Source organism: Pseudomonas sp. M1, assembly GCF_022760135.1.
GTDB classification, from domain to species: Bacteria; Pseudomonadota; Gammaproteobacteria; order Pseudomonadales; family Pseudomonadaceae; genus Pseudomonas; species Pseudomonas citronellolis.
Genome location: NZ_CP094343.1, coordinates 1,482,498 through 1,509,036 on the forward strand (window position 1 = coordinate 1,482,498; position 26,539 = coordinate 1,509,036).

General features: G+C 67.1%; 23 protein-coding genes. 12 read left to right on the forward strand and 11 right to left on the reverse strand.

The annotated features are described in order from the left end of the window. The first annotated feature begins 116 nt into the window (after positions 1–116). The 4 genes from PM1_RS06625 to PM1_RS06640 all read left to right on the forward strand — a co-directional run bounded on the left by PM1_RS06625 (position 117) and on the right by PM1_RS06640 (position 3,233). Entirely contained in the window at positions 117–443 is a 327-nt protein-coding gene (locus PM1_RS06625; RefSeq protein ID WP_024128501.1) for a fe2+ zn2+ uptake regulation protein, read from the forward strand. A gap of 102 nt (positions 444–545) precedes the next feature. Then, positions 546–1,652 (forward strand): NADH:flavin oxidoreductase/NADH oxidase, encoded by a 1,107-nt coding sequence (locus tag PM1_RS06630; RefSeq protein ID WP_009616489.1) that lies wholly within the window; start codon positions 546–548, stop codon positions 1,650–1,652. A 136-nt stretch (positions 1,653–1,788) separates the two neighbouring features. Next, complete coding sequence (locus PM1_RS06635) at positions 1,789–2,118, forward strand: hypothetical protein (RefSeq protein ID WP_009616491.1); 330 nt, start codon at positions 1,789–1,791, stop codon at positions 2,116–2,118. A 77-nt stretch (positions 2,119–2,195) separates the two neighbouring features. Next, positions 2,196–3,233 carry a zinc-dependent alcohol dehydrogenase family protein gene (locus tag PM1_RS06640; protein WP_009616493.1) on the forward strand — a complete coding sequence of 346 codons (1,038 nt, stop codon included), beginning with the start codon at positions 2,196–2,198 and terminating at the stop codon, positions 3,231–3,233. Between the two features lie 270 nt (positions 3,234–3,503). Here the strand turns inward: PM1_RS06640 and PM1_RS06645 are convergent, their stop codons facing one another. The 8 genes from PM1_RS06645 to PM1_RS06680 form a co-directional block, all read right to left on the reverse strand. Continuing rightward, positions 3,504–3,995, reverse strand: coding sequence for an ester cyclase (locus PM1_RS06645; RefSeq protein WP_009616496.1), 492 nt, complete (start codon positions 3,993–3,995; stop codon positions 3,504–3,506). Between the two features lie 102 nt (positions 3,996–4,097). Then, the gene (locus PM1_RS06650) at positions 4,098–5,522 is read right to left on the reverse strand and encodes a gamma-aminobutyraldehyde dehydrogenase (protein WP_009616498.1); all 1,425 of its coding nucleotides are present in this window, start codon (positions 5,520–5,522) and stop codon (positions 4,098–4,100) included. 257 nt (positions 5,523–5,779) lie between these two features. Continuing rightward, complete coding sequence (locus tag PM1_RS06655; RefSeq protein ID WP_009616500.1) at positions 5,780–6,601, reverse strand: ABC transporter permease; 822 nt, start codon at positions 6,599–6,601, stop codon at positions 5,780–5,782. After that, positions 6,591–7,541 carry an ABC transporter permease gene (locus PM1_RS06660; RefSeq protein WP_009616502.1) on the reverse strand — a complete coding sequence of 317 codons (951 nt, stop codon included), beginning with the start codon at positions 7,539–7,541 and terminating at the stop codon, positions 6,591–6,593. The genes PM1_RS06655 and PM1_RS06660 overlap by 11 nt, the downstream gene beginning before the upstream one ends. Before the next feature lies 1 nt (position 7,542). Further along, positions 7,543–8,571: an ABC transporter ATP-binding protein gene (locus PM1_RS06665; protein ID WP_009616504.1), complete on the reverse strand. Its 1,029-nt coding sequence runs from the start codon at positions 8,569–8,571 to the stop codon at positions 7,543–7,545. A 218-nt stretch (positions 8,572–8,789) separates the two neighbouring features. Then, on the reverse strand, positions 8,790–9,935 hold the full coding sequence (ydcS, locus tag PM1_RS06670) for a putative ABC transporter substrate-binding protein YdcS (protein WP_009616505.1): 1,146 nt from the start codon (positions 9,933–9,935) through the stop codon (positions 8,790–8,792). Between the two features lie 119 nt (positions 9,936–10,054). After that, positions 10,055–11,563, reverse strand: coding sequence for a gamma-aminobutyraldehyde dehydrogenase (locus PM1_RS06675; protein ID WP_009616506.1), 1,509 nt, complete (start codon positions 11,561–11,563; stop codon positions 10,055–10,057). A gap of 114 nt (positions 11,564–11,677) precedes the next feature. Next, the gene (locus PM1_RS06680) at positions 11,678–12,589 is read right to left on the reverse strand and encodes a LysR family transcriptional regulator (protein ID WP_009616507.1); all 912 of its coding nucleotides are present in this window, start codon (positions 12,587–12,589) and stop codon (positions 11,678–11,680) included. A gap of 307 nt (positions 12,590–12,896) precedes the next feature. On the opposite strand from PM1_RS06680, the gene PM1_RS06685 reads away from it, so the two are divergent. From PM1_RS06685 to PM1_RS06700, 4 genes are all read left to right on the forward strand, one after another. Beyond that, positions 12,897–13,613, forward strand: a complete 717-nt coding sequence (locus tag PM1_RS06685; RefSeq protein WP_009616508.1) for a tellurite resistance TerB family protein — start codon at positions 12,897–12,899, stop codon at positions 13,611–13,613. 95 nt (positions 13,614–13,708) lie between these two features. After that, complete coding sequence (locus PM1_RS06690) at positions 13,709–14,434, forward strand: DUF533 domain-containing protein (protein WP_009616509.1); 726 nt, start codon at positions 13,709–13,711, stop codon at positions 14,432–14,434. A 119-nt stretch (positions 14,435–14,553) separates the two neighbouring features. Further along, complete coding sequence (gene eco, locus PM1_RS06695; protein WP_009616510.1) at positions 14,554–15,036, forward strand: serine protease inhibitor ecotin; 483 nt, start codon at positions 14,554–14,556, stop codon at positions 15,034–15,036. Between the two features lie 390 nt (positions 15,037–15,426). Then, complete coding sequence (locus PM1_RS06700; protein WP_009616511.1) at positions 15,427–15,972, forward strand: DNA topology modulation kinase FlaR; 546 nt, start codon at positions 15,427–15,429, stop codon at positions 15,970–15,972. A 340-nt stretch (positions 15,973–16,312) separates the two neighbouring features. Here PM1_RS06700 and PM1_RS06705 read toward each other — a convergent pair whose 3' ends face one another. Then, entirely contained in the window at positions 16,313–16,795 is a 483-nt protein-coding gene (locus PM1_RS06705; RefSeq protein ID WP_009616512.1) for a BRO-N domain-containing protein, read from the reverse strand. 166 nt (positions 16,796–16,961) lie between these two features. Here PM1_RS06705 and PM1_RS06710 point away from each other — a divergent pair, with 166 nt between their 5' ends. Then, on the forward strand, positions 16,962–17,540 hold the full coding sequence (locus PM1_RS06710) for a hypothetical protein (protein WP_152604463.1): 579 nt from the start codon (positions 16,962–16,964) through the stop codon (positions 17,538–17,540). 40 nt (positions 17,541–17,580) lie between these two features. Here PM1_RS06710 and PM1_RS06715 read toward each other — a convergent pair whose 3' ends face one another. Next, positions 17,581–18,489, reverse strand: a complete 909-nt coding sequence (locus tag PM1_RS06715; protein WP_009616513.1) for a LysR family transcriptional regulator — start codon at positions 18,487–18,489, stop codon at positions 17,581–17,583. 132 nt (positions 18,490–18,621) lie between these two features. Here PM1_RS06715 and PM1_RS06720 point away from each other — a divergent pair, with 132 nt between their 5' ends. Both PM1_RS06720 and PM1_RS06725 read left to right on the forward strand, forming a co-directional pair. Further along, a complete protein-coding gene (locus tag PM1_RS06720; RefSeq protein WP_009616514.1) occupies positions 18,622–20,280 on the forward strand; it encodes a GMC family oxidoreductase in 1,659 nt (552 codons plus the stop codon). Positions 20,281–20,398: 118 nt separating this feature from the next. Continuing rightward, complete coding sequence (locus tag PM1_RS06725; RefSeq protein WP_009616515.1) at positions 20,399–22,021, forward strand: MFS transporter; 1,623 nt, start codon at positions 20,399–20,401, stop codon at positions 22,019–22,021. Between the two features lie 488 nt (positions 22,022–22,509). Here PM1_RS06725 and PM1_RS06730 read toward each other — a convergent pair whose 3' ends face one another. Then, the gene (locus tag PM1_RS06730; protein ID WP_009616516.1) at positions 22,510–24,873 is read right to left on the reverse strand and encodes a DNA polymerase II; all 2,364 of its coding nucleotides are present in this window, start codon (positions 24,871–24,873) and stop codon (positions 22,510–22,512) included. A 1,030-nt stretch (positions 24,874–25,903) separates the two neighbouring features. Here PM1_RS06730 and PM1_RS31310 point away from each other — a divergent pair. Continuing rightward, a complete protein-coding gene (locus PM1_RS31310) occupies positions 25,904–26,518 on the forward strand; it encodes a methyl-accepting chemotaxis protein (protein WP_372241054.1) in 615 nt (204 codons plus the stop codon). Positions 26,519–26,539 lie beyond the last annotated feature (21 nt).

Genomic DNA, 26,539 nt, shown 5'->3' on the forward strand with positions numbered 1-26,539 from the left:
GAAATCGGCCAGTGGGTTTGCAATAAATTATTTCATCGCTCCGGTTGCCGGTTTTGCCCCGCTCGTTCGTCTTCATTAGAGAAAGCCGCAATGGCGGCCCGGAAAAGGACTCTTTCGTGACCCTCCACCCTCGCTTCCCCGACGCGGCCGCCGACGGCCGGCCCGAGGTCCTGCCGCTGGCGCAGCGCCGCGAACTGCGCCCGGCGCGCAAGCTGCTCGAACGCGCCGGCCTGCGTTGCAGCCTGCCGCGCCTGAAGGTACTGGATGTGCTCTGCTCCGGCGGCTTCTACAGCGTTTCGGCGCTGCACCAGCGCCTGCTGGACGAAGCCGCGCCCATCTCGCCCAACTGCGTGCGCCAGACCTTGCGCCGGCTGCATGCCAGCGGCGTGCTGCGCCGCGATGCGCAGCGCCGCTACGGCCTGGAGACAGAGCTGTTGGCCTAGGGCCGAGGGGGTCGTGGACGAACGATTGACGTGTCGGCCGGCCAACCCGGTCTACAGTTGAAGTGTCGATCATTCGTTGAAAGAACCTGAGGGAGTGTAGCCATGAGCCAGCTGTTCGAGCCCCTGACCCTGCGCCAACTGACCTTGCCCAACCGCATCGGCGTTTCCCCCATGTGCCAGTACTCGGCCGAGGACGGCCTGGCCAACGACTGGCACCTGGTGCACCTGGGCAGCCGCGCCGTGGGTGGCGCCGGCCTGGTCCTGGTGGAGGCCACCGCGGTGGTTCCGGAAGGGCGCATCACCGACCGCGACCTGGGCCTGTGGAAGGACGAGCAGGTCGAGCCCCTGCGGCGCATCACCCGTTTCATCGAATCTCAGGGCGCTGTGGCCGGCATCCAGCTGGCCCACGCCGGGCGCAAGGCCAGCACCTATGCGCCCTGGCTGGGCAAGCCGGGGAGCATGCCGGTGGCCGAGGGCGGCTGGGTGCCGCTGGCGCCGTCGGCCATCGCCTTCGACCCCAAGCACACCACGCCCACGGCGCTGACCGAGGCGCAGATGGCCGAAGTCACCCAGGCCTTCGTCCGCTCCGCCGAGCGCGCCCTGGCGGCGGGCTTCAAGGTGGTGGAGGTGCACGCGGCCCACGGCTACCTGCTGCATCAGTTCCTCTCGCCGCTGTCCAACCAGCGCCGCGACCAGTACGGCGGCTGCTTCGAGAACCGTATCCGCTACCTGCTGGAAGTGACCCAGGCGGTGCGCGAGGTCTGGCCTGAAGAACTGCCGCTGCTGGTGCGCCTGTCGGCCACCGACTGGGTGGAGGACGGCTGGAACCCCGACGAGACGGTGGCGCTGGCCCGGCGCCTGAAGGACCTGGGTGTCGACCTGATCGACGTGTCCTCCGGCGGCACCGCGGTGAACGCCGAGATTCCGGTGGGCCCGGGCTACCAGACGCAGTTCGCCGAGCGCGTGCGCAAGGAGGCCGAGATCGCCAGCAGCACCGTCGGCATGATCACCGAGCCGGTGCAGGCCGAGCACATCCTGCGCACCGGCCAGGCCGACCTGATCCTGCTGGCCCGCGAGCTGCTGCGCGAGCCCTACTGGCCGCTCAACGCCGCCGACGAGCTGGGCGGCCAGCAGGTGCCCTGGCCGGCGCAGTACCTGCGCGCGGCCCAGCGTGGCACGCCGATGCGCAAGCCCCTGGGCGAAGCCTGAGGCCATGGCGCGCCGTCCATCGGGCGGCGCGCCAGCACTTTCGTACAACAAAATGTGAAATGGATCGTATGCAGGCATTTTGCTGCTATGCTCCGCCGCAACGCGTCAGGACGACGCACTTCCCACTGGTACACGCATGGACGCACGCACCCCACCCGCCGCCGTGCCGGAATCGGAGATCGCCCTGCTGGCGAACATCCTGGCCCTGGCGACGCGCAACATGTCCGCCCTCAGCACCCTGATCGGCCAGCTTTCCCTGGAGCTGGGCCGCAGCGCCGACCCGCACCTGCAGCAGGTCGGCCAGCGCGCCCTGAACGACATCGCCCACCTGGCCGGCGACCTGGAAACCCAGTGGGAGCTGATCGGCAGCCTGGCGCGCTTCTGCCCGCTGCTCAAGCGCAGCCAGCTCAAGCCCGAGCCGCTGCTGACGGAAATCCACATCACCGAGCTGCCCAGCGCCGAATGAGCCTTTGATCGGGATCAGGCCCTGGCCGCCGGGGCGGGACTAGCCTGTCCTGACCATTCCCCGAAAGGAGCCCGGCCATGAAAGCCCTGGTCTACCGCGGTGTCGGCGACATCGCCCTGGAAGAGCGCCCCGACCCCGAACTGCAGGCGCCCGGCGACGCCGTGGTGCGCCTGCTCCGCACCACCCTCTGCGGCACCGACCTGCACATCATCAAGGGCGACGTGCCAGCCTGCCGACCCGGGCGCATCCTCGGCCACGAGGGCGTCGGGGTGGTCGAGCAGGTCGGCGCGGCGGTCAGCCAGTTCAAGCCCGGCGACCGCGTGCTGATCTCCTGCATCAGCGCCTGCGGCAAGTGCGACTTCTGCCGCAAGGGCATGACCTCGCACTGCCGCACCGGCGGCTGGATCCTCGGCCACCTGATCGACGGCACCCAGGCCGAGAAGGTGCGCATCCCCCATGCCGACACCAGCCTGTACCACCTGCCCGCCGAGGCGGACGAGGAGGCCATGGTGATGCTCAGCGACATCCTCCCCACGGGCTTCGAGTGCGGCGTGCTCAACGGCCGCGTGCAGCCCGGCGGCAACCTCGCCATCGTCGGCGCCGGCCCGGTGGGCCTGGCCGCGCTGCTCACCGCGCAGTTCTACTCGCCGGCGCGGATCATCATGATCGACCTGGACGACAACCGCCTGGAAGTGGCGAAGGGCTTCGGCGCCACCGACTGCTTCAATGCCGGCGACCCGCAGTTGCTGGAGAAGGTGAAGGCGCTGACCGACGGCCTGGGCGTGGACAGCGCGGTGGAAGCGGTGGGCGTGCCGAGCACCTTCAGCCTGTGCGAGGAGCTGATCGCACCTGGCGGCGACATTGCCGTGCTGGGCGTGCACGGGGTGCCGGTGGAGTTGCACCTGGAGCGCCTGTGGTCGCACAACATCACCCTGCGCACCCGCCTGGTGGACGCGGTGACCACGCCGATGCTGCTCAAGAGCGTGCAGGCCGGCAAGCTGCAGCCCGAACAGCTGATCACCCACCGCTTCGCCCTGGACGACATCCTCCAGGCCTACGAGACCTTCGGCAAGGCGGCGCAGAACAAGGCGTTGAAGGTGATTATCGAGGTTTGATGGCGGGAGGCTTTTCGTATTTTCGTAGGAGCGAGCTTGCTCGCGAACCGTGTATTCCTGCGATGTTGGCGTGATGGATTGACTCCGCTCCCTCTCCCCAGCCCTCTCCCTGAAGGGAGAGGGGGCTGTCCGTGCTGGCGGAAACGGGTGGTGTTTGCCGGCGAGCATCGATGTTGCGCTTCACACCGTAAGGCTCCCTCTCCCTTCAGGGAGAGGGCGGGGGGAGAGGGTTGGTGGGGCTAGCGCAAACCTTCCAGCCCCAGGCCAACCTCACCACCCCAACTGCTTATGCAACCCAAGGGCGTCGTAGTAATCCCCCTGGTAAACGATCTTTCCGTCCTTGACCTTCACATAACTGACACCGTCGAACGACAGCGGCTTGTTGGTCGCCGGCGTCTGCGCGTCCCAGGCGCCGGTGTTGGTGCCGCTGAAGGTCCACTGGAAGGCGATGCCGTCCTTGTCGACGATGGGCTTGCCGTTCATCTTCCACTTCAGGTCCGGCACGGCGCCGACGAAGGCCTTGATCACGTTGTCGCGCGCGGCCTCGCGGCCCTTCTGCGGGGTGCCGACGGTGACGTCGAAGTACTCCGCGTCCTTGGCCAGGTAGCCGGCGGCCTTCTCGGCGTCGTGGGCGTTCCACGCGGCCATGTAGGCGTCGACTATCTGTTTCGGTGTTTCCTGGGATGAAGAGCTGGCGGCCTGGGCCAGGCCGGCGAGGGTGAACAGCGACAGCAGGTAGAACGCTCTGACGAGGTGACGCATGCTTGCCTCCGTTGCGGGCGCGCCCGCGGGTTGTGGGCCGGGTGGCCCTGGGTGCCGCGAGGTCGCCGGGCTCCCGCGTGTGCGGGAACCCGGAAAACAACCTCAGTGCTTGAACATCACATGACGAACGGCGGTGTAGTCCTCCAGCCCGTACATGGACATGTCCTTGCCGTAGCCGGAAAGCTTCATGCCGCCATGGGGCATCTCGGTGGTCAGCATGAAGTGAGTGTTGACCCAGGTGCAGCCGTACTGCAGGCGGGCCGCCAGGCGGTGGGCGCGGCCGATGTCGCTGGTCCACACCGAGCTGGCCAGGCCGTAGTCGGAGTCGTTGGCCCAGGCCAGCGCCTGCGCTTCGTCGTCGAACTCGGTGACCGAGACCACCGGGCCGAAGATCTCGCGGCGCACCACTTCGTCGTCCTGGCGGGCGCCGGCCAGCACGGTCGGTTCGAAGAAGAAGCCGGGGCGGTCGGCGCGCTTGCCGCCGGTGACCACCTCGATGTGCGGCAGCTGGCGGGCACGTTCGACGAAGCCGATGACGCGCTCCAGGTGCTGCTCGGTGATGACCGGGCCGAGTTCGGTGTCCGGGTCGTCCTGCTCGCCGTAGCGGATGCTGGCGACGGCTTCGCCCAGTTTCTCCACGAATTTGGCGTAGATACCCTTCTGCGCGTAGATGCGGCAGGCGGCGGTGCAGTCCTGGCCGGCGTTGTAGAAGCCGAAGGTGCGGATGCCTTCCACGGCGGCGTCGATGTCGGCGTCGTCGAAGATGATCACCGGGGCCTTGCCGCCCAGCTCCATGTGCATGCGCTTCACGGTGTCGGCGGTGCCGGCGATGATGCGGCTGCCGGTGGCGACCGAGCCGGTCAGCGAGACCATGCGCACCTTCGGGTGGGTGGTCAGCGGCTCGCCGACGCTGGGGCCGCGGCCGAAGACCAGGTTGACCACGCCGGCGGGGAAGATGTCGGCCATCAGCTCGGCCAGGCGCAGGGCGGTCAGCGGCGTCTGCTCGGAGGGCTTGAGCACCACGGTGTTGCCAGCGGCCAGGGCCGGGCCGAGTTTCCACGCGACCATCATCAGCGGGTAGTTCCAGGGCGCAATGGAGGCCACCACGCCGATCGGGTCGCGGCGGATCATCGAGGTGTGCCCGGGCAGGTATTCGCCGGCGGCGGAACCCTGCAGGCAGCGGCTGGCACCGGCGAAGAAGCGGAACACGTCGGCGATGGCCGGCAGTTCGTCGTTCAGCGCGGCGCTGTAGGGCTTGCCGCAGTTGTTGGATTCCAGGCGCGCCAGTTCCTCGGCGTGGGCGTCGATGGCGTCGGCCAGTTTCAGCAGCAGCAGCGAGCGGTCCTTCGGCGCGGTCTGCGACCAGTTGTCGAAGGCGGCGTCGGCGGCCTGCACGGCGGCGTCGACCTGGGCCGGGGTGGCCTCGGCGATCTCCACCAGGGTGGTGCCCAGGGAGGGATTGAGCACGGCGAGCTTCTCGCCTTCGCCAGCGACCAGTTGGCCGTTGATCAGCAGTTTGGTTTGCATTCTTTAAGTCCTCTTGGTCAGGGCTTGCAGGTATTCGTTGGGGTTTCTTTTATGGGGCCGCCGGTTTCGGCAGTCCTGAGGGGGTCTGTTATGTCGGAGCGGGGGCTTTTCCCTCTCCCCCCGCCCTGGCTGCGCGCCCCGCTCCGAAGGGAGAGGGAGCCGTACGTGCCGGCTGAGGCCTTGGTTTCCTCCTGCTCCGATCAAGTCCCCTCTCCCTTCAGGGAGAGGGTTAGGGAGAGGGCCGCACGGCACCGTAGTCACTTGCCACTCCCCGCCACGCCCTCGCCACCCTTGGTCAGGTAGTAGGCGCCGAGGATCGGCAGCATGGTCACCAGCATCACCAGCATGGCCACCACGTTGGTCACCGGCACGTCGCGCGGGCGCGTCAGCTGGTTGAGCAGCCAGATCGGCAGGGTGCGCTCGTGGCCGGCGGTGAAGGTGGTGACGATGATCTCGTCGAAGGACAGCGCGAAGGCCAGCATGCCGCCGGCCAGCAGGGCCGAGCCGAGGTTCGGCAGGATCACGTAGCGGAAGGTCTGCCAGCCGTCGGCGCCCAGGTCCATCGAGGCCTCGATCAGGCTGTGGGAGGTGCGGCGGAAACGGGCGATCACGTTGTTGTAGACGATCACCACGCAGAAGGTCGCGTGGCCGATGACGATGGTCAGGAAGCCCGGTTCTATCCCCAGCGTCTTGAACGCCGAGAGCAGCGCGATGCCGGTGATGATGCCGGGCAGGGCGATCGGCAGGATCAGCATCAGCGAGATGCCCTCCTTGCCGAAGAAGTTGCGGCGGTACAGCGCAGCCGCGGCCAGGGTGCCCAGGAGCATGGCGATCAGGGTGGCGATGCAGGCGATCTTCAGCGACAGGGTGATCGACTCCAGCACGTCCTGGCGGCCGAAGGCGACGCTGAACCAGTGCAGGGTGAAGCCCTGTGGCGGGAAGCTGAACGCGGCGTCCTCGGTGTTGAAGGCGTACATGAAGATGATCAGGATCGGGAAGTGCAGGAACACCAGCCCGCCCCAGGCGGCGGCTTTCAGGCCCCAGGAAGCCTTCTCTTGAGATGAGGAGTCAGAGTGCATCGAAGGCCCCCAGGCGTTTGACGATGGACAGGTACACGGCGATCAGCACGATGGGCACCAGGGTGAAGGCGGCGGCCATCGGCATGTTGCCGATCGCGCCCTGCTGGGCGTAGACCATGCTGCCGATGAAGTAGCCCGGCGGGCCCACCAGTTGCGGCACGATGAAGTCGCCGAGGGTCAGACTGAAAGTGAAGATCGAGCCGGCGGCGATGCCCGGGATCGACAGCGGCAGGATCACTTGCAGGAAGGTCTGCCGCGGGTGCGCGCCCAGGTCCGCGCTGGCTTGCAGCAGCGACGGTGGCAGGCGCTCCAGGGAAGCCTGGATCGGCAGGATCATGAACGGCAGCCAGATGTACACGAACACCAGGAAGCGCCCCAGGTGCGAGGTGGACAGGGTGTTGCCGCCCACGCCGGGCACGTCCATCAGCAGGTCCAGCAGCCATTGCAGGCCGAGGTGGTGCACGAACCACATGGCCACGCCGCCCTTGGCCAGCAGCAGGGTCCAGGCGTAGGCCTTGACGATGTAGCTGGCCCACATCGGCATCATCACCGCGATGTAGAAGAAGGCCTTGGTCTTGCCGCTGGTGTAGCGCGCCATGTAGTAGGCGATGGGGAAGGCCACCACGCCGCTGGCGATGGACACCGCGATGGCCATCGCCAGGGTGCGCTGGATGATGTCGAAGTTGGCCGGGGTGAACAGGGCGGCGAAGTTGGCCCAGGTCAGGTCCGGCGTCACCGTCATGGTGAAGTCGTCGAAGGTGTAGAAGCCCTGCCACATCAGGGTCAGCAGCGAGCCCAGGTAGATGGCGCCGAACCACAGCAGCGGCGGCACCAGCAGCAGCGAGAGGTAGAGCGTAGGCTTGCGGTACAGCAGGTTGGACAGGCGGCGCAGCGGGCCGTTGCCGGCCGTGGGCGCCTGCGCGTTCATCGTCAGTTCCATCTCAGGCGCCCTCGTTCAGCGCCACCATGGCTTCGCGCGCCCAGCGCGCGGTCACGCGCTGCCCCGGCTGGTGGGCCACGGCGGCGGCGTCCCATTGGCTGTTGGCCTGGCTCAGGCAGAGGTTCTGGCCGTTGTCCAGGCGGATCTCGTAGCGGGTGGCGGCGCCCTGGTACTGAATGTCGTGCAGCAGGCCGCTGATCTCCAGGTCGCCGGCGCCGCGTTCGCCGCTGGCGAAGCGGATGTGCTCGGGGCGGATGGAGAACGGCTGGGCGTTGCCGGTGAGCTGCTGGGCCAGGTCGCCGCGCAGCACGTTGGAGGTGCCGACGAACTCGGCGACGAAGGGCGTGGCCGGCTGCATGTACAGGTTGCGCGGGGTATCGACCTGCTCGATGCGGCCCTTGTTGAACACCGCCACGCGGTCGGACATCGACAGCGCTTCGCTCTGGTCGTGGGTGACGAAGATGAAGGTGATGCCCAGCTGGCGCTGCAGCTTCTTCAGCTCGCTCTGCATTTGCTCGCGCAGCTTCAGGTCCAGCGCGCCCAGGGGTTCGTCCAGCAGCAGCACCCGCGGGCGGTTGACCAGGGCGCGGGCCAGGGCCACGCGCTGGCGCTGGCCGCCGGACAGTTGCACCGGCTTGCGGCCGCCGTAGCCGCCGAGGGCGACCATGCCCAGGGCTTCCTCGGCGCGCTTCAGCCGCTCGGCCTTGCCCACGCCTTTCACCTTCAGGCCGTAGGCGACGTTCTCCAGCACGTTCATGTGCGGGAACAGCGCGTAGTCCTGGAACACGGTGTTGACGTCGCGCTGGTACGGCGGCAGGCCGGCGGCCTCCTCGCCATGGATGCGGATGGAGCCGGAGGAGGGCTGTTCGAAACCGGCGATCAGGCGCAGGCAGGTGGTCTTGCCCGAGCCCGAGGGACCGAGCATGGAGAAGAACTCGCCGTCCTTGATGTCGATGGACACCCGGTCGACGGCTTTCACCTCGCCGAACTGGCGGGAGACCTGGGTGAATTGAACAGCGGGGGTGGTCATGGGGCACGCTCCAGGGGCAGGAATTCGGCGTACGAAGGCCCTGCCCGGAAAAATCGGGTGAATCAGAAACGGATGGTTGGCTGGGCGCCCCCTCTCCCTTCAGGGAGAGGGACGGGGAGAGGGTTGCCTTGGCATCGGCACGGGGCATTGCCCTCTCCCCCAGCCCCTCTCCCTGAAGGGAGAGGGGAGCCAGTCAGGCGCGAAGCGAAGCCTCGTGCTTAACGGCCACCCATGATCGCGATGTAGTCCTGGGTCCAGCGGCTGTAGGGCACGAACTTGCCGCCCTCGGCCTGCGGGGTCTTCCAGAAGGCGATCCTGGCGAACTGGTCGAAGCCATTGGTGGCACAGCCTTCGGCGCCGAGCAACTCGCTGGCCTTGCAGCCTTCCGGCGCAGCCGGCACCGAACCGAACCAGGCTGCCACGTCGCCCTGTACCTTGGGCTCCAGCGACCAGTTCATCCACTTGTAGGCGCAGTTCGGGTGCGCGGCCTCGGCGTGCAGCATGGTGGTGTCGGCCCAGCCGGTGACGCCTTCCTTCGGGAACACGGTGGCGATCGGCTGCTTCTCGGCCTTCAGCGCGTTGGCCTGGTACGGCCAGGAGCTGGAGGCGGCCACGCCCTCGTTCTTGAAGTCGCTCATCTGCACGGTCGCGTCGTGCCAGTAGCGGTGGATCAGCGAATGCTGCTTGCGCAGCAGGTCGAGCACGGCGCCGTACTGCGCCTCGGTCAACTGGTACGGGTCCTGGATGCCCAGTTCCGGCTGGGTGCTCTTCAGGTACAGCGCGGCGTCGGCGATGTAGATGGGGCCGTCGTAGGCCTGCACGCGGCCCTTGTTCGGCTTGCCGTCGGGCAGGTCCTGCGCCTGGAACACCACGCTCCAGCTGTCCGGCGCCTTGGGGAAGACCTTGGTGTTGTACATCAGCACGTTCGGGCCCCACTGGTACGGGGTGCCGTAGGTCTTGCCGCTGACGGTGTACCAGGGCGCGTCCTTCAGGCGCGCGTCGACGTTCTTCCAGTTGGGGATCAGCTCGGGGTTGATCGGCTGCACGCGCTTGCCGTAGATCAGCCGCAGCGAGGCGTCGCCGGAGGCGGTGACCAGGTCGTAGCCGCCCTTGGCCATCAGGCTGACCATTTCGTCGGAGGTGGCGGCGGTCTTCACGTTGACCTGGCAGCCGGTGTCCTTCTCGAACTGGGTGACCCAGTCGTAGGCCTTGTCGGATTGGCCGCGTTCGATGTAGCCCGGCCAGGCGATGATGTCCAGGCGGCCTTCACCGGCGCCGACCGCCTTGATGGCGTCGGCGGCCTGTACGCCGGCGCTGGCCAGCAGGGCGGTGGTGATGGCGCTGAACAGTGCTGTCTTGCGCATGCGATGTCTCCCTCGTTTGTTGTCTCTATTGGTGGGGCAGTGTCAATCGAGCAACGGCCCTCGCGCGGCGTACCGCCGGGGCATTTCTTATGTACCGGCGGGCGGGCCCGCCGGGGCGTTCAATCCAGGCGGTCGCCGTGGCGGGCCATGATGTGGCGCACCACGCTGTAGTCCTGCAGCGAGTCGCTGGACAGGTCCTTGCCGTAGCCCGAGCGCTTGAGGCCGCCGTGGGGCATCTCGCTGGCGAGCATGAAATGGGTGTTGATCCAGGTGCAGCCGTACTGCAGGCGGTTGGCGATCTGGAAGGCCTTGTCCAGGTTCTGCGTCCACACCGAGGAGGCCAGGCCGTACTCGGAGTCGTTGGCCCAGTCCACCGCCTGTTCCAGCTGCTCGAAGCGCGTCACCGTGACCACCGGGCCGAACACCTCGCGCTGGACGATCTCGTCCTGCTGCTTGCAGCCGGCCAGCAGCGTGGGCTGGTAGTAGAAGCCGGGGCCGGAATGCACGGCGGCGCCGGTCACGCGCTCGATGTGTGGCTGGCCCAGGGCGCGTTCGACGAAGCTGGCCACGCGGTCGCGCTGGCGGGCGCTGATCAGCGGGCCGATCTCGTTGTCCTGATCGCGCTTGCGGGCGAAGCGGATGCTCGCCACCGCCTCGCCCAGCTCGGCCACCAGGCGGTCGTGGATGCCGGCCTGGGCGTAGATGCGGCAGGCGGCGGTGCAGTCCTGCCCGGCGTTGTAGTAGCCGTGGGTGCGCACGCCCTGGACGACCGCCTCGATATCGGCGTCGTTGCAGACGATGACCGGCGCCTTGCCGCCCAACTCCAGGTGGGTGCGCTTCAGGGTGCGCGCGGCGGCCTGGAGAATCTTCTGCCCGGTGACGATATCGCCGGTCAGCGAGACCATGCGCACCCGCGGGTGGCCGACCAGGTGGCTGCCGACGTTCTCGCCGCCGCCGCAGACGATGTTGAGCACGCCCGGCGGGAGGATGTCCGCCAGCGCCGGGGCCAGCGCCAGGATCGACAGCGGGGTGTGCTCGGAAGGCTTGAACACCAGGGTGTTGCCGGCGGCCAGGGCCGGGGCGATCTTCCACGCGGCCATCATCAGCGGGTAGTTCCAGGGCGCGATGGAGGCCACCACGCCCACCGGGTCGCGGCGCACCATGCTGGTGTGCCCGGGCACGTACTCGCCGGCCAGCTGGCCCTGCTGGCAGCGCACGGCGCCGGCGAAGAAGCGGAACACGTCGGCGGTGGCGGGGATGTCGTCCTGCCGCGCCAGGTGCAGCGGCTTGCCGCAGTTCAGGGCTTCCAGGCGGGCGAGGGCGTCGGCGCGCTTGTCGATGGCATCGGCGATGGCCAGCAGCGCAGCGGAGCGTTGCGCCGGGGTGGTTCGCGACCAGGCCGGGAAGGCGCGCTGGGCGGCGTCGATGGCCTGTTCGATCTGCTCGGGGGAGGCATCGGCGACCGAGACCAGGGTTTCGCCGCTGGCGGGGTTGAGGATCGCCTCGGCAAGGCCCTGGCCGGGCGTCAGCTGACCGTCGATCAGCAGCTCGGTGTACAGGGGCGGGGTGCTCGCCAGGGCGTTCATCTTCGCGGCTCTTTTCTTCTCGGTCTTGTTTTCGGGGGCCATGGGCTGCTCCGCTGGGTTGCCCGGCCCTTCTGTATGAAGCCAGAGACTAGATTCCGGGCCTGAGGTCGACAAATTCTAAATACTGAAAGTGGCATTCGATTAAATCGAATGCTGCTAGATGGACGGCCGCTTGGCGTTGGGTTGCTCGCGGGCCACGGTGAGGAACGGGTCCACCAGCGCCGGCCGCGCCGTGCCGCGGCGCCAGGCCAGGCCGACGTCCAGCGGCTCGCCCAGGTCCACCAGCGGGCGCGCCTCGATGATGTCGCCTTCGAGCGACCAGGGGCGGTAGGTCATGTCCGGCTGGATCGACAGGCCGAGGCCGGCGGCCACCAGGCTCCGCACGGCCTCCACCGAGGCGGTGCGCAGCGTCACCTGCGGCACCAGCCCGGCGCGCGACCAGATGCGCTGGGTGTGCAGGCCCATCTCGTCGGCGTTGAGCTGGATCAGCGGCTCCCCGGCGACGTCCGCCAGGCCGATGCTGTCGCGCTCCAGCAGCGGGTGCTGGGCTGGCAGCCAGAGGCGGTGCGGCGAGTGGGTGAGCACCTCGGTCTGCAGGGCGTGGCGGTCCTCCAGGTTGGAGAGAATCAGCACGCCGACGTCGATCTCGCCGCTCACCAGCAGGTGCTCTATATAAGGCCGCTCGTCCTCCACCACGCGCGTCTGCACGTTGGGGTAGGCGCGCTGGAAGCGGGTGATGAGGTCGGCCAGGTAGTAGCCGGCGACCAGGCTGGTCACCCCGATGGTCAGGCTGCCGGCGACCTTGTCGGTGCTCTGCTGCAGGCTGCGCTTGGCGTTCTCCACCGTGGCCAGGATCAGGTGCGCCTGGCGCAGGAACTGGTGGCCCTGGTGGGTGAGCGTCATGCCCTTGGCGTGGCGCTCGAACAGGCGCACGCCGATTTCCTCCTCCAACTGCTGGATGGCCAGGGTCAGGGTGGACTGGGAAATGAACACCGCCTGGGCGGCGGCGGAGATCGAACCGGTCTCGGCGACGGCGATGAAATGGCGGATCTGGCGCAGGGTCATCATGGATGGCGGGCCATGGCTTTTGTGCTTTATCGAAAATCTATAGGAGCATTCTTTTAAATCGAATGAAAGCACCCGCCCACCCGCTCGCTCTTCGTAGGATGGGTTGAGCCTGCGAAACCCATCGGGCCGCGGTAACGGGTATCACTTCGCTCAACCCGTCCTACGACGATGTTCTCCTGCGCCTGTAGGATCGGGCCCTGCCCGCGATTCGTACTCCCCAGCAATATCCCGAAGCACTCTGCGCCTGCGCACATACGGGAGCGGGCGCTAGAGTCGAGGTTTCCCTCTACCGACCCAGGAGACCGCCATGAACACCCGTGGCCTGCTCGACCAACTGCTCAAATCCGGCCAGGACCTCCTGCAGAACAAGGGCCTCGCCCAGGGCGGCGGCCAGCCCGGCCAGGCCCAGGGCAAGGGCGGCCTGGACCTCGGCAGCCTGCTCTCCGGCGCCGGTGGCGGCGCCCTGGCCGCCGGCGCGCTGGGCCTGCTGCTGGGCAGCAAGAAGGCGCGGAAGATGGGCGGCAAGGTCGTCACCTACGGCGGCCTGGCCGCCCTCGGGGTGATCGCCTACAAGGCCTACGGCAACTGGCAGCGCCAGCAGGCCAGCGCGCCGCGCGGCGAACCGCAGACCGTCGACCGCCTGCCGCCGGTGGAAGCCGAGGCCCACAGCCACGCCATCCTCCGCGCCCTGGTGGCGGCGGCCAAGGCCGACGGCCACATCGATGCCCGCGAGCGCCAACTGATCGACGGCGAGATCGCCAAGCTCACCGGCGACCTGGAACTGCAGGGCTGGCTCGACCGCGAACTGGCCAAGCCGCTGGACCCGCGGGAAGTGGCGGGGGCCGCGCAGAGCGAGGAAATGGCCGCCGAGATGTACCTGGCCAGCCTGCTGATGGTCGACGAGGAGAACTACATGGAGCGCGCCTACCTCGACGAACTGGCCCGCCAGCTGAGCCTCGACCCGGGCCTCAAGGCCGAGCTGGAAGCCCAGGCGCAGAAGGCCCTGCAGGCACTGCCGGCCTGATTCTCAGCGCGCCCCTGAATAGTCCCGGACGGCATTGGCGGAATCCGCCACCGGGACTATCGTTGCCTGACTGCAACCACGCCGAGGGCGCTGCCATGAACACCACGGATCTGCTGGAACAACTGCTGCGGGCCGGCCAGGGCGCGCAGGCGCAACAGGGCGGCGCAGGCGGCCTGGGTGGCCTTGGCGGGTTGCTTGGCGGTCTGCTCGGCGGAGCCACCGGCGGCGGCGCAGCGGCCGGAGGCCTGGGTGGCCTCGGTGGCGTGCTGGGCAGCATGCTCGGCGGCGGCGTCCCGGCCAGCCAGGGCCGCTCCAGCGGCGGCGGGGTCAACTACGCCATGCTCGCCTCCCTGGGCATGATGGCCTTCCAGGCCTACCAGAACTGGCAGCAGCAACAGGCGGCCGCCGCGCAGCAACAGCCGCCGACCACCGTCGACCAGCTCTCCGGCGACGAAGCCGAAGCCCACAGCCACGCCATCCTCATCGCCCTGATCGCCGCGGCCAAGGCCGACGGCCGCATCGACGACAAGGAAAAGCAGGCGATCTACGCGGAAATCTCCCGCCACGCCGGCGAGCCGGAACTGCAAGCCTGGCTCGACAACGAAGTGCAGAAACCCCTCGAAGCCGCCGACGTGGCCCAGGCCGCGCAAGGCGACCCGGGCAAGGCCGCGGAAATGTACCTGGCCAGCGTGATGCTGGTGGACGACCAGCAGGAAAGCGAACGCAACTACCTGGACGAACTGGCCTACCAGCTGCAGCTCGACCCGGAGCTGCAGGCGCACCTGGAACAGCAGGCCAAGACCGGCGGTGAAGTAGCCTGAAACAACTTCGCGCGGCCCCGGGCCGCGCATTCGCACAGGCGCATGGTCGAAGGGATGCAATCAATCCGGACGAACGCATCCTGCGCGATGCGTTCGCCCTCAACCGGCAAGGAGGCGTCATGCCCTTCACCCGTTTCACCCTCTGCACCGCGCTGCTGCTCAGCGCCACCGCCACCCTGGCCAACGCCGCCAAACTCGAAGACGTGGCGCCCTATCCCAAGGCCGAAGACGGCTTCGTGCGCCAGGTCATCCACTTGCCGCAGCAAGCCCACGAAGAGAACTTCAAGGTCGAAGTCCTGGCCGGCAAGACCCTCACCGTCGACTGCAACCGCCAGCGCCTGGGCGGCAGCCTGGAAGAAAAGACCCTGGAAGGCTGGGGCTACCCCTACTACCGCCTGGACAAGGTCGGCGGCCCGGCCAGCACCCTGATGGCCTGCCCGCAAGGCACCAGCAGGAAGGACTTCGTACCGGTGGTCGGCGACGGCTTCCTGCTGCGTTACAACAGCAAGCTGCCGATCGTGATCTACGCCCCCAAGGACATCGAAGTCCGCTACCGCATCTGGTCCGCCTCGGACAAGGTCGAACACGCCCGCGCCGAATAAACCCCCCGACCAAACCCATGCATCCTGTAGGAGCGGGCCCTGCCCGCGATTCGCGCGCAGGGCGCGCTCCTACATGGGAATGACGCGGGTGGGGCAGCGTAGCGGATCTTATCCGCGATCCGCGCCGAAACCTCCGGCAATCGCGGACAAGGTCCGCTCCTACGGGGAGAGGAATGCCGTATTTCCCGGCGACCTGTAGGACTCCGTCCGCGATCCCGCCAGCAGTGCTGGCGCCCGGCCGGGCATGGAGATGGGTATCGCTTCGCTCCACCCATCCTACGAAGAGCGCCACGGTTCGGCCTGCGATGCAGTTCGCCTGGACTCACTTAACGTCAACGGCAGGGTTGCAGCACAATACGCGCCCTACAGCAGGCCAACAGGGAGAGTTCTGTGCAAAGAATCCTGATCATCGGCTCCGGTGGCAGCGGCAAGAGCACCTTGTCCGCCACCCTTGGCCAGCGCCTGGCGCTACCGGTCATCCACATGGACGCCCTGTACTGGCAGCCCGGCTGGCAAGAGCCGGAAAAACCGGACTGGCAGGCCCGCGTACAGGTGCTTTGCCAGGGCGAGCGCTGGGTGATGGACGGCAACTACTCCGGCACCCTGGCGCAGCGCCTTGCCGCCTGCGACACCGTGATCTTCCTCGACCTGCCACCCTTGCTCTGCCTGTGGCGCGGCTTCCGCTACCGCGGCCGAGTCCGCCCGGACATGGCCGAAGGCTGCCCCGAGCAACTGCCCGACCCGGCGTTCCTGAGTTGGATCTGGAACTATCCTAAGGGCAGCCGCCCCAAGGTGATGGAATTGCTGGATGCGCAACGGCAGGGGCGGCGCATCATCCGCCTGCGCTCGCGGCGTGAGGTCAGGCAGTTTCTCCGGGAGTTGGACTGGAATCCGTCTGTGACAGCGGAACACAAACCTCTGAGTGCAGAGACCTGAGTCGTCAATACCGCGCTGGTAGGAGCGAGCTTGCTCGCGAAGGGGACTTGCCGGCGACTCTGGTGTTTTCAGTTGAGTCCCTCCCCTCTCCCCAGCCCTCTCCCTGAAGGGAGAGGGAGCTTGTTCGTGCCAGTGGGGAAGGATGGTTTCAGCCGGAACCACCATCGTGGCCGGCTAACACCATGACATCCAACTCTGCCCAACGGTCCCCTCTCCCTTCAGGGAGAGGGTTAGGGAGAGGGCGCTCTCATGCCTGGCACCGGCATGACCGGGAAACTCCCTTCGCGAGCAAGCTCGCTCCTACAAAAGCACCCCGCAGCCCAAGCCACGGGGCGCCACCTCAACCCAAGCGCATCGTCTGCGCCAACTCCGGCAGCGGCACCCAAACCTGCCCCTGCCAATCCTGCACGCTCAACTGCTGTTGCTCCCAACGCAGCAACCGCCGCTGCGGCACCTCACCCAGCGCCGGCGCAGCCGCATCTCGCAGGCTCGGCACCACCGAATTGCTGATCCACTGGCGAATGCCACGGTTCTCCGGATGGTGGAAAAGAATCAGCACGGCATACACCGCGGACTCGCTCAGCAATTCCACCTCTTCGGCCAAGCCGTTGTCATTGCGCAGCATGGCGTGGCGTAACTGATCCGGATCGAGATTGCGCGCCAGGCGATCCTGCAGAAAGGCATTCATCAACTTGCTCAGGTCGCGCACGACGAACCAGGGCTGGCCTTCGATCAGCAGGGCGCGGAGGCGGCGTTTGTGGCGGTAGAAGTGGGTGGGAATGAGCTGGGACTGGACAGAAGTCGTGGAAATGGAAATAGACATGGATGTTGCGTCCTTTCAGATACGCTCCATGCTGACGGGCATGTATTCCGCCGTGAGGGTGTGTTCAGCACCGAGATTTGAAAATAGTGAATAGGGACTGGTTGGTCAACTGAATGGCAATCGATTCTACGGATTGAAATGATCTTTTTTTATTAGGTTATTAGGTATGAGAGAGCAAATAAAAAACTCTATTTCCTCAAAGTGGCTGAGTCTTGATGCTTGGTCGGAGACTTATGTAGGGGCTAGGTGGCTGCTAATTAATGAGTTGCCGAATTTCCAATATGAGGCTGAGGTTCATCATGGGGCTCTTGCTCAAATGGTTTTGTTAGCTGCGCATAGTTTGGTTGAAATAATGTTTTTCAGTTGTGTGGAAGATATCTTGAGTAAGGCTCAAGAGAAGAAATCGATGTTAGACCCAAAATACAAGGGCGCAAGTTTCACGGCGGCGTTTAAGAACTGGCCCGTAGTATTGGTAGGTTCGCCTTTCGATCTAACGGTAGAACCATACAAGTCAGCGTTGTTGTTAGCGCGAAGACGTAATGCAACGGTGCATAAAGAGTCGGCGCTTGCAACCGTCGAGATGGCGAGGTCGGCAGTGTATTCGGCAGTTGAGGTGTCGAAGATGATTGAAGGGTATCTTCTTGGCGGAAATGAATTTAAATACTGTAAGGTTATTGAAAAATACCCTTTGAAAACCGAGCGATGGTTTAGTGACGTGAGCTTATTGAGCGAAGGGAAAGGGTGAATTGAAAAATCCTAGTCGTTTCTCTATTGTTCATTGCTACTTAAATCTCTATAGATTCCAGTTTTCCTTCCATTAGGATCCCCTGCTCCCTCTCACACAACCCCACCAGAAAATCCCAAACCAACCTCAGCCGCACCGACCGGTGCAACTCCCGCCGCGTACACATCCAGTACTCCCGCTCGATGAACTCCTCCGGCAGCACCGGCACCAGCAGCGGGTCGTGCAGGCCCATGAACTGCGGGAGGATGGCCAGGCCGACGCCGGCCTGGGCGGCTTGTTGCTGGGCCACCACGCTGGTGCTGCGGAACACCACCTGGGGGTGGCGGCAGAAGCTGTGGTGGAACATCAGTTCCTGGCTGAACAGCAGGTCGTCCACGTAGCCGATCCACTGGTGCTTGCACAGGTCGTCGCGGTCGCGCAGGGGCGGGGCCTTTTCCAGGTAGGCGGGGCTGGCGAACAGGCTCAGGCGGTAGCGCGTCAGGCGACGGCTGATCACCAGGTCGGCGTTGGGCCTTTCCAGGGTGATGGCGATGTCCGCCTCGCGGTTGGTGATGCTGACGAAGCGCGGCACCGACACCAGTTCCAGCTCCAGGCCCGGGTACTGGCGCATCAGCTCGCCCAGGCGCGGGGCGAGGAACATGGTGCCCAGGCCCTCGGTCACACCCAGGCGCACCTGGCCCAGGGGGCTGATGCTCTGGCTCATTTCCTCCTGGGCGAGCAGGGCGGTGTTCTCCATGGCCTCGGCGTGCTTGAGCAGCGCCAGGCCCGCCGGGGTCAGCTGGTAGCCGCCGGTGTGCTGGGCGAACAGCTGGGTGCCCAGGTCGCGCTCGATGTTCTCGATGTGCCGGGCCACGGTGGCGTGGGTGGTGTTCAGCTTGCGCGCGGTGGCCAGCAGGCGGCCGCTGCGGTGCAGTTCGAGGAAGTAGCGCAGGTCGTTCCAGTCGAACATGGCGGGCTCCGTTGTTAGAAAACGATCAGCAGCTGACTCGAAATGTTCGTTTTTTTATCGCGAATGAGCGGCTAGCCTCAAGCGACGCATCGATAAGAACGACTAACTATAAGAACAACTGGAGGTCAGCCCATGCCCCAGGCACTGGACGCTTTCGACTACCTGATCGTGGGGGCCGGCCCCGCCGGGTGCCTGCTGGCCAACCGCCTGTCCGCCGACCCGGCCAACCGCGTGCTGCTGATCGAAGCCGGCGGCCCGGACAACTACCCCTGGATCCACATCCCCGTCGGCTACCTCTACTGCATCGGCAACCCGCGCACCGACTGGTGCTTCGACACCGAAGCGGTGCCCGGCCTCAACGGCCGCGCCATCAAGTACCCCCGCGGCCGCGTGCTCGGCGGCTGCTCGTCGATCAACGGCATGATCTACATGCGCGGCCAGGCCCGCGACTACGACGGCTGGGCCGCCGAGGGCAACCCCGGCTGGGGCTGGAACGACCTGCTGCCGCTGTTCCTCGGCATGGAGGACCACTTCGCCGGCGACAGCGCCATCCACCATGGCGGCGGCGAATGGCGGGTGGAGCAGCAGCGGCTGTCCTGGGAAATCCTCGATGCCTTCCGCGAGGCGGCGGCGCAGACCGGCATCGCTTCGGTGGACGACTTCAACGGCGGCGACAACGAAGGCTGCGGCTACTTCCAGGTGAACCAGCGCGGCGGCGTGCGCTGGAATGCTTCCAAGGCCTTCCTGCGCCCGGTCGAGCAGCGCCCGAACCTGCTGGTGCTGACGAATGTCGAGGCGCAGCAGTTGATCCTCGAAGACGGCCGAGCCAAAGGCCTTGTGGTGGACTGGCAGGGCGCCCGCCGCGAACTGCGGGCGCGCCGCGAGGTGATCCTGTGCGCCGGCGCCATCGGCTCGCCGACCCTGCTGCAGCGCTCGGGCATCGGCCCGCGGCCCTTGCTGGAACAACTGGGCATCGGCGTGCGCCACGAGTTGGCCGGCGTCGGCGAGAACCTGCAGGACCACCTGCAACTGCGGCTGATCTACCGCATCCAGGGCACCCGCACGCTGAACCGTATCGCCGCCACGCCCTGGGGCAAGGTCGGCATGGGCCTGGAGTACCTGTTCAAGCGCAGCGGCCCGCTATCCATGGCGCCGAGCCAACTGGGCGCCTTCGCCAGGTCCGACCCCGGCCAGGCCTCGGCCAACCTCGAATACCACGTGCAGCCGCTGTCGCTGGAGCGCTTCGGCGAGCCGCTGCACGCCTTCCCGGCCTTCACCGCCTCGGTGTGCGACCTGCGCCCGCAAAGCCGCGGCAGCGTGCGCATCCGCAGTACCGACCCGCGCGCCAAGCCGCTGATCCAGCCCAACTACCTGAGCCACCCGGAAGACCTCAAGGTGGCCGCCGACGCCATCCGCCTGACCCGCCGCATCGCTGCCGCGCCTGCCCTGGCGCGCTTTCGCCCGGAGGAATACAAGCCCGGCCCGGACTTCCGCAGCGAGGAAGACCTGCACCGCGCCGCGGCGGACATCGGCACCACCATCTTCCACCCTGCCGGCACCTGCCGCATGGGCAGCGGGCCGAATGCCGTGGTCGACAGCCAGCTGCGCGTGCACGGCATCCCCGGCCTGCGCATCGCCGACGCCTCGATCATGCCCAGCCTGACTTCCGGCAACAGCTGCTCGCCGGTGCTGGTGATCGCCGAGAAGGCGGCGCGGATGATCCTGGCCGAACCCTCGCGGCAGGCGGAGGTCATCCCTATCAGCGGCCGGGAGGAGAAGGCCCTGTCCTGACGGCCACCCCGGCGGGACGACACGAGGTTCGACACCAGACAGCGTCGCGCGGCCCCGGGCCGTGGCGGTCGAGGCTGAAACAACAATAAGAGCCCCCACGAGGGGCAGGAGAGCCGTAATGACCGATCTAGCACAGCCCCAGTCGTTCGAGCGGGGGCGCTCCAGCAGCCGCGAAGAGCGCAAGGTGATTTTCGCTTCCTCGCTCGGCACCGTGTTCGAGTGGTACGACTTCTTCCTCTACGGATCGCTGGCCGCGGTCATCAGCAAGCAGTTCTTCGCCGGCGTCAACGACACCACCGCCTTCATCTTCGCCCTGCTGGCCTTCGCCGCCGGCTTCCTGGTGCGGCCCTTCGGCGCCCTGGTGTTCGGCCGCCTGGGCGACATGATCGGGCGCAAGTACACCTTCCTCGCCACCATCCTGCTGATGGGCCTGTCGACCTTCTGCGTCGGCCTGCTGCCGTCCTACGCCAGCATCGGCGTGGCCGCGCCCATCATCCTCATCGCCTTGCGCCTGCTGCAGGGCCTGGCCCTGGGCGGCGAATACGGCGGCGCGGCCATCTACGTCGCCGAGCACGCCCCGGCCAACAAGCGCGGCGCCTACACCAGCTGGATCCAGTGCACCGCCACCGCCGGCCTGCTGCTGTCGCTGCTGGTGATCTGGGGCTGCCGCCAGGCCACAGGCGAAGCCTTCGAGACCTGGGGCTGGCGCCTGCCGTTCCTGATTTCCATCGTGCTGCTGGGCATTTCCACCTGGATCCGCCTGTCCATGCAGGAGTCGCCGGCGTTCCTGAAGATGAAGGCCGAGGGCAAGATCAGCAAGTCGCCGCTCAAGGAGTCCTTCACCCGCTGGAGCAACCTGAAGATCGTGCTGATCGCCCTGTTCAGCATCAACGCCGGCCAGGCGGTGACCTTCTACGCCGCGCAGTTCTACGTGATGTTCTTCCTCACCCAGGTGCTCAAGGTCGACCCGGGGCTGTCCAACGTGCTGCTGATCATCTCCCTGGTGATAGGCGCGCCGCTGTTCGTGCTGGCTGGCTGGGTGTCCGACAAGGTCGGGCGCAAGCCGGTGCTGGTGGTCGGCCTGCTGCTGGCGACGGTGTTCTACTTCCCGCTGTTCAAGGCCCTGACCCACTACGCCAACCCGCAGATCGACCAGGCCTCGCGCCAGGCGCCGGTGGTGGTGATGGCCGACCCGGCCACCTGCACCTTCCAGTTCGACCCGGTGGGCAAGGCCAGATTCGACAGCCCCTGCGACAAGGCCAAGACTCTGCTGGTGAAAGGCGGCGTGCCCTACAGCACCCAGGCCGCGCCGGCCGGCAGCGAGCTGGTGGTGAGCGTGGGCGAGAAGCGCATCGAAGGCTTCGACGCCGCCGCCCTGGGCGCCGCGGTGAAGGAAGCCGGCTACCCGACCCAGGCCGACGCCTCGCTGGTGAACCGGCCGATGGTGATCGCCATCATCGTGGCGCTGATCTTCATCGCCACCTGCTGCTACGGCCCGCTGGCGGCGCTGATGGTCGAGCTGTTCCCGACGCGCATCCGCTACACCTCGCTGTCGCTGCCGTACCACATCGGCAACGGCTGGTTCGGCGGCCTGCTGCCGACCATCTCCTTCGCCCTGGTGGTGTACACCGGCAACATCTTCTACGGCCTCTGGTATCCGGTGCTGATCACCGGCGTGAGCCTGGTGTGCTCGCTGCTGTTCCTGCGTGAGACGCGGCACAACGACATCCATGCCGATTGAGCATGGCGCTGCCGGCTTCCGGCTCTTCGTAGGAGCGAGCTTGCTCGCGAACGGTGCCTTCCGGCGGCAGCTGTGTTCAGGTTGACTCCGCCCCTCTCCCTGAAGGGAGAGGGGGCTGTCCGGCATGCTCTGGAAGTTCGGCGTCAACCTGTAGGAGCGGACTCCGTCCGCGAATCGCGCGCAGGGCGCGCTCACCCGGCCGAGCCACCGCGCGGCCGGCAAATCCAATCGCGGACGGAGTCCGCTCCTACGCCCGCCGGCAAACCACCCCGTAGGATGGTGTTGAGCGCAGCGATACCCATCACCGCGGCCGCATGGGTTTCGCAAGCTCAACCCATCCTACGAAGAGCCTCTCGGCACAGTCGGCAAGACAGTTGCTCCTACGCCCGTGCTTCTCTGAGCCGAGCGGACTCTGTCCGCGATTCGGCGGATAACGCCGTAGGCGTTATGCGCCCTACGTCCGGCCGGGGCTTCGCGGGCGGGTGTGTTCAGAACAACGCCATCTGCCGATCGACCAGTCGTGCGAAGTCGTCGCCGACGAAGGGCAGGATGGCGTCGGCCACCGGTTGCAGCTGGCGCGTCAGGTAGTGCTCGTAGTCGATGGCCGCGCGGCGGTTTTCCAGGGGTTCGGGGCCGGCGGTGGTGATCAGGTAGCTGATCCAGCCGCCGTGCTGATACTGCCGCGGGCGGCCCTGGCTCTGGTTGTAGTCGTCGGCGGCACGGGCTGCGCGCACGTGGGGCGGGACGTTGCGTTCGTAGTCGTCCAGGCGCCGGCGCAGGCGCTTGCGGTAGACCAGCAGGTCGTCCAGTTCGCCGGCCAGGGTGCGGCGCACGTAGTCGCGCACGTAGTCCTGGTAGGGCTGGCGGCGGAAGATGCGTTCGTACAGCTCCTGCTGGAAGCGCTGGGCCAGCGGCGACCAGTCGGTGCGCACCGTTTCCAGGCCCTTGAAGACCATTTCCTCGCTGCCGTCGGCGCGCCGCACCAGGCCGGCGTAGCGCTTCTTGCTGCCTTCCTCGGCGCCGCGCACCGTGGGCATCAGGAAGCGCTGGTAGTGGGTTTCGTACTGCAGCTCCAGGGCGCTTTCCAGGTCGTAGGTTTCGCGCAGGTGCTCCTTCCACCATTGGTTGATGCGTTGCACCAGGGCGCGGCCGATGCGCTCGGCGTCCGCCTCGGCGTGGGCGCCGCCGAGCCAGACGAAGGTGGAGTCGGTGTCGCCGTAGATCACCTGGTGGCCCTGCGCCTCGATCAGCTCGCGGGTGCGGCGCATGATCTGGTGCCCGCGCATGGTGATGGACGACGCCAGGCGCGGGTCGAAGAAGCGGCAGCCGCTGGAGCCGAGCACGCCGTAGAAGGCGTTCATGATGATCTTCAGCGCCTGGGACAGCGGCTTGTTGCCCTCGCGCTTGGCCGCCTCGCGGCCCTGCCACACGCGTTCGACGATGGCCGGCAGGCAGTGCCGGCTGCGCGAGAAACGGGCGCCGCGGAAGCCTTCCACCGAGTGTTGGTCGTCCGGCTGGCGCAGGCCTTCCACCAGGCCCACCGGGTCAATCAGGAAGCTGCGGATGATCGACGGGTACAGGCTCTTGTAGTCCAGCACCAGCACCGATTCGTACAGCCCCGGACGCGAGTCCATGACGAAGCCGCCGGGGCTGGCCTCCGGCGGCTTGCCGCCGAGGTTGGGGGCGACGAAGCCGAGGCGGTGCATGGCCGGCAGGTACAGGTGGGTGAAGGCCGCCACCGAGCCGCCGCTGCGGTCGGCGGGCAGGCCGGTGACGCTGGCGCGTTCGAGCAGGAAGCGCAGCAGCTCGGTCTTGGCGAAGATGCGCGTGACCAGCTCGCAGTCCTTGAGGTTGTAGTGGGCCAGCGCCGGCTTGTCCTCGGCGAACTTGCGGTCGATCTCGGCCATGCGGTCGTAGGGGTTGTCGATCGCCTTGCCTTCGCCCAGCAGCGTCTGCGCCACGCTTTCCAGGCTGAAGGAGGGGAAGCTCCAGGTGGCCGAGCGCAGCGCCTCGATGCCGTCGATGATCAACCGCCCGGCGGCCGCGGCGAAGTAGTGGTTGCTGCCGCTGCCATGCTGGCGCCAGTGCATCTCGTCTCCGTCGCGGCCCAGGCGCAGGGGGATCTTCAGGCGCTGGGCGTGCTCGCGCAGCACGCGCAGGTCGAACTGCACCAGGTTCCAGCCGATGATGGCGTCGGGGTCGTGCTCGGCCAGCCACTGGTTGAGGCTTTCCAGCAGTTCGCCACGGCTGTCGCGGTAGGCCAGGTCGAAGTCCAGCCAGCTGGCATCGCCGTTGGCTGGGCCGAGCATGTACACCTGGCGCTGGCCGCAGCCTTCCAGGGCGATGGAATAGAGGTTGCCGTGGATGTCGGTCTCGATGTCCAGGGACACCAGCTTCAGCTGCGGCCGGTAGTCCGGCGCCGGCTTGAGCACGGCCTCGCGCAGCACGCCCTCGGCATCGGCCTCGCCGTCGAAGCTCACCGGGGCGGTGATGAAGCGCTCCATCAGGTAGCGCTCCGGCGGGCGGATGTCGGCTTCCAGCACCTCGACGCCGGCCGCGCGCAGGCGCTTGTCCAGGTCCATCAGCTGGCGGTGCTGGCGGCAGTACAGGCCCAGCACCGGGCGCTGCTCGAAGTCGCGCAGCTGCAGCGGGCGCAGCTCCACGCCGGTTTCGCCCTGCAGCAGGCGCTGCGCCGCCTCGCGCTGGGCGGCGGGGAGGAAGGCCACCGAGGTCTGCGGCGGCAGGCGCACCCGGCGCGGGCCGGCGTCGGTGGCCAGCCAGAACTCCACCTCGGTGCCGGCGGGCGTGTCGCGCCAGTGCCGGGTGAGGACGAAGCCGTGTTGTGCTGCCACCGGTAACCCCTGGGAAGAATCTTTCAGACGATCATTCTACCCGCGGCGCCGGACGCGCGCCCGGCCGCCTCTGGACGAGCGGCCTAAGGTTAATGGCGGTGCCGGCCGATAAGCTGGGGTCATTCCACCCGTTGGTGCTCCGTTCGTCATGTCCCACACCTCCTTTTCCCTGGAAAACCACTACCGCAAGGCAGACCGCATCATGTTCGGCGTGCTCTGGCTGATGTTCGCCTACTCGCTCGCCCTGGCCGCCTGGCACGATACCTGGGGGCAGGCCCTGCTGATCGGTGGTGGCACGCTGGCGGCCATGCATGGCCTGAACCCGTTGATCGGCGGCCGGCGCCTGATGCGCTGCTGCATGGGCGTCGCCTTCATGGCCTTCGCCGCCCTGCAGATCAACCAGAGCGACGGGACCATCGAGATGCACTTCGGCATCTTCGTGCTGCTGGCGATCCTGGTGTTCTACCGCGACTGGCTGCCCATCGTGGTCGCCGCCAGCGCCATCGCCGTCCACCACCTGGCCTTCTTCGCTCTGCAGCAGGGCGGCAGCGGGCTGTGGGTGGCGCCCCAGGGCACATGGCCGATCATCTTCCTGCACGCTTTCTACGTGGTGCTGGAAAGCTCGATCCTGGTCTACCTGGCCATCCAGTCCCACGCCGAGGCCCGCGGCGCCATGGGCTTGCTGGCCTCGGTGAGCCGCCTGACCGAAAGCGACGTGGTCGACCTCAGCTACCGCAGCCCGGTGTCCGGCGCCATGAACTCGCGCCTCAACCGCTTCCTCGCGCGGCTGGACGAGCTGGTCGCCGTGGTCCTGCGCGATGCCCTGGGGCTGAACGAACTGGCCCAGCAGCTGGCCAGCACCACCCAGACGCTGCGCGACGGCGCCCGGCGCCAACTGGGCGAGACCGCGCACATGTCCGGTGCCATGCGCCAGATGGGCAGCACCATCGAGGGCGTGGCGGCCAATGCCGACGAGGCCGCGCAGACCGCCCTGCGCATCAACCAGGAGGCGCGCGACGGCAGCGAGCTGATGCGCGAGAGCCTGGAGGAGATCGGCCGCCTCGCCAGCCAGATCGACGACAGCGACCGCCAGGTCCAGGACCTGGACGCCCAGGCCCAGCAGATCGGCCGGGTGGTGGAAGTCATCCGCGGCATCGCCGAACAGACCAACCTGCTGGCGCTCAACGCCGCCATCGAGGCCGCGCGGGCCGGCGAGCAGGGCCGCGGCTTCGCCGTGGTGGCCGACGAGGTGCGCAACCTGGCGCAGAAGACCGCGCTGTCCACCCGCGAGATCCAGGAAGTGATCGGCCGCCTGCAAAGTGGCAGCCGCGCCGCGGCCCAGGCCATGTCGAGCAGCCGGGAGAACGTCGAGCAATGCGTGTCGCGCAGCCGGCGCACCAGCGAACTGCTCCTGCGCATGACCGAGGGCATCGCCAGCATCAGCCAGATGAACCAGCTCATCGCTACGGCTACCCAGGAGCAGAGTTCCGTCAGCGAGGAGGTCATCCTCCACCTACAGGACGTGCAGGGCGTGGCCGAGCACAACGACAGCGATGCCCAGGCCCTGGAGCGCGAGGGCTCGCGCCTGCAGGAGCTGAGCGGGCGCCTGCAGCGCCTGACCGAGCGCTTCCAGGTCACCCGCTGAGGTGCTACGGGCGGTTCTCTT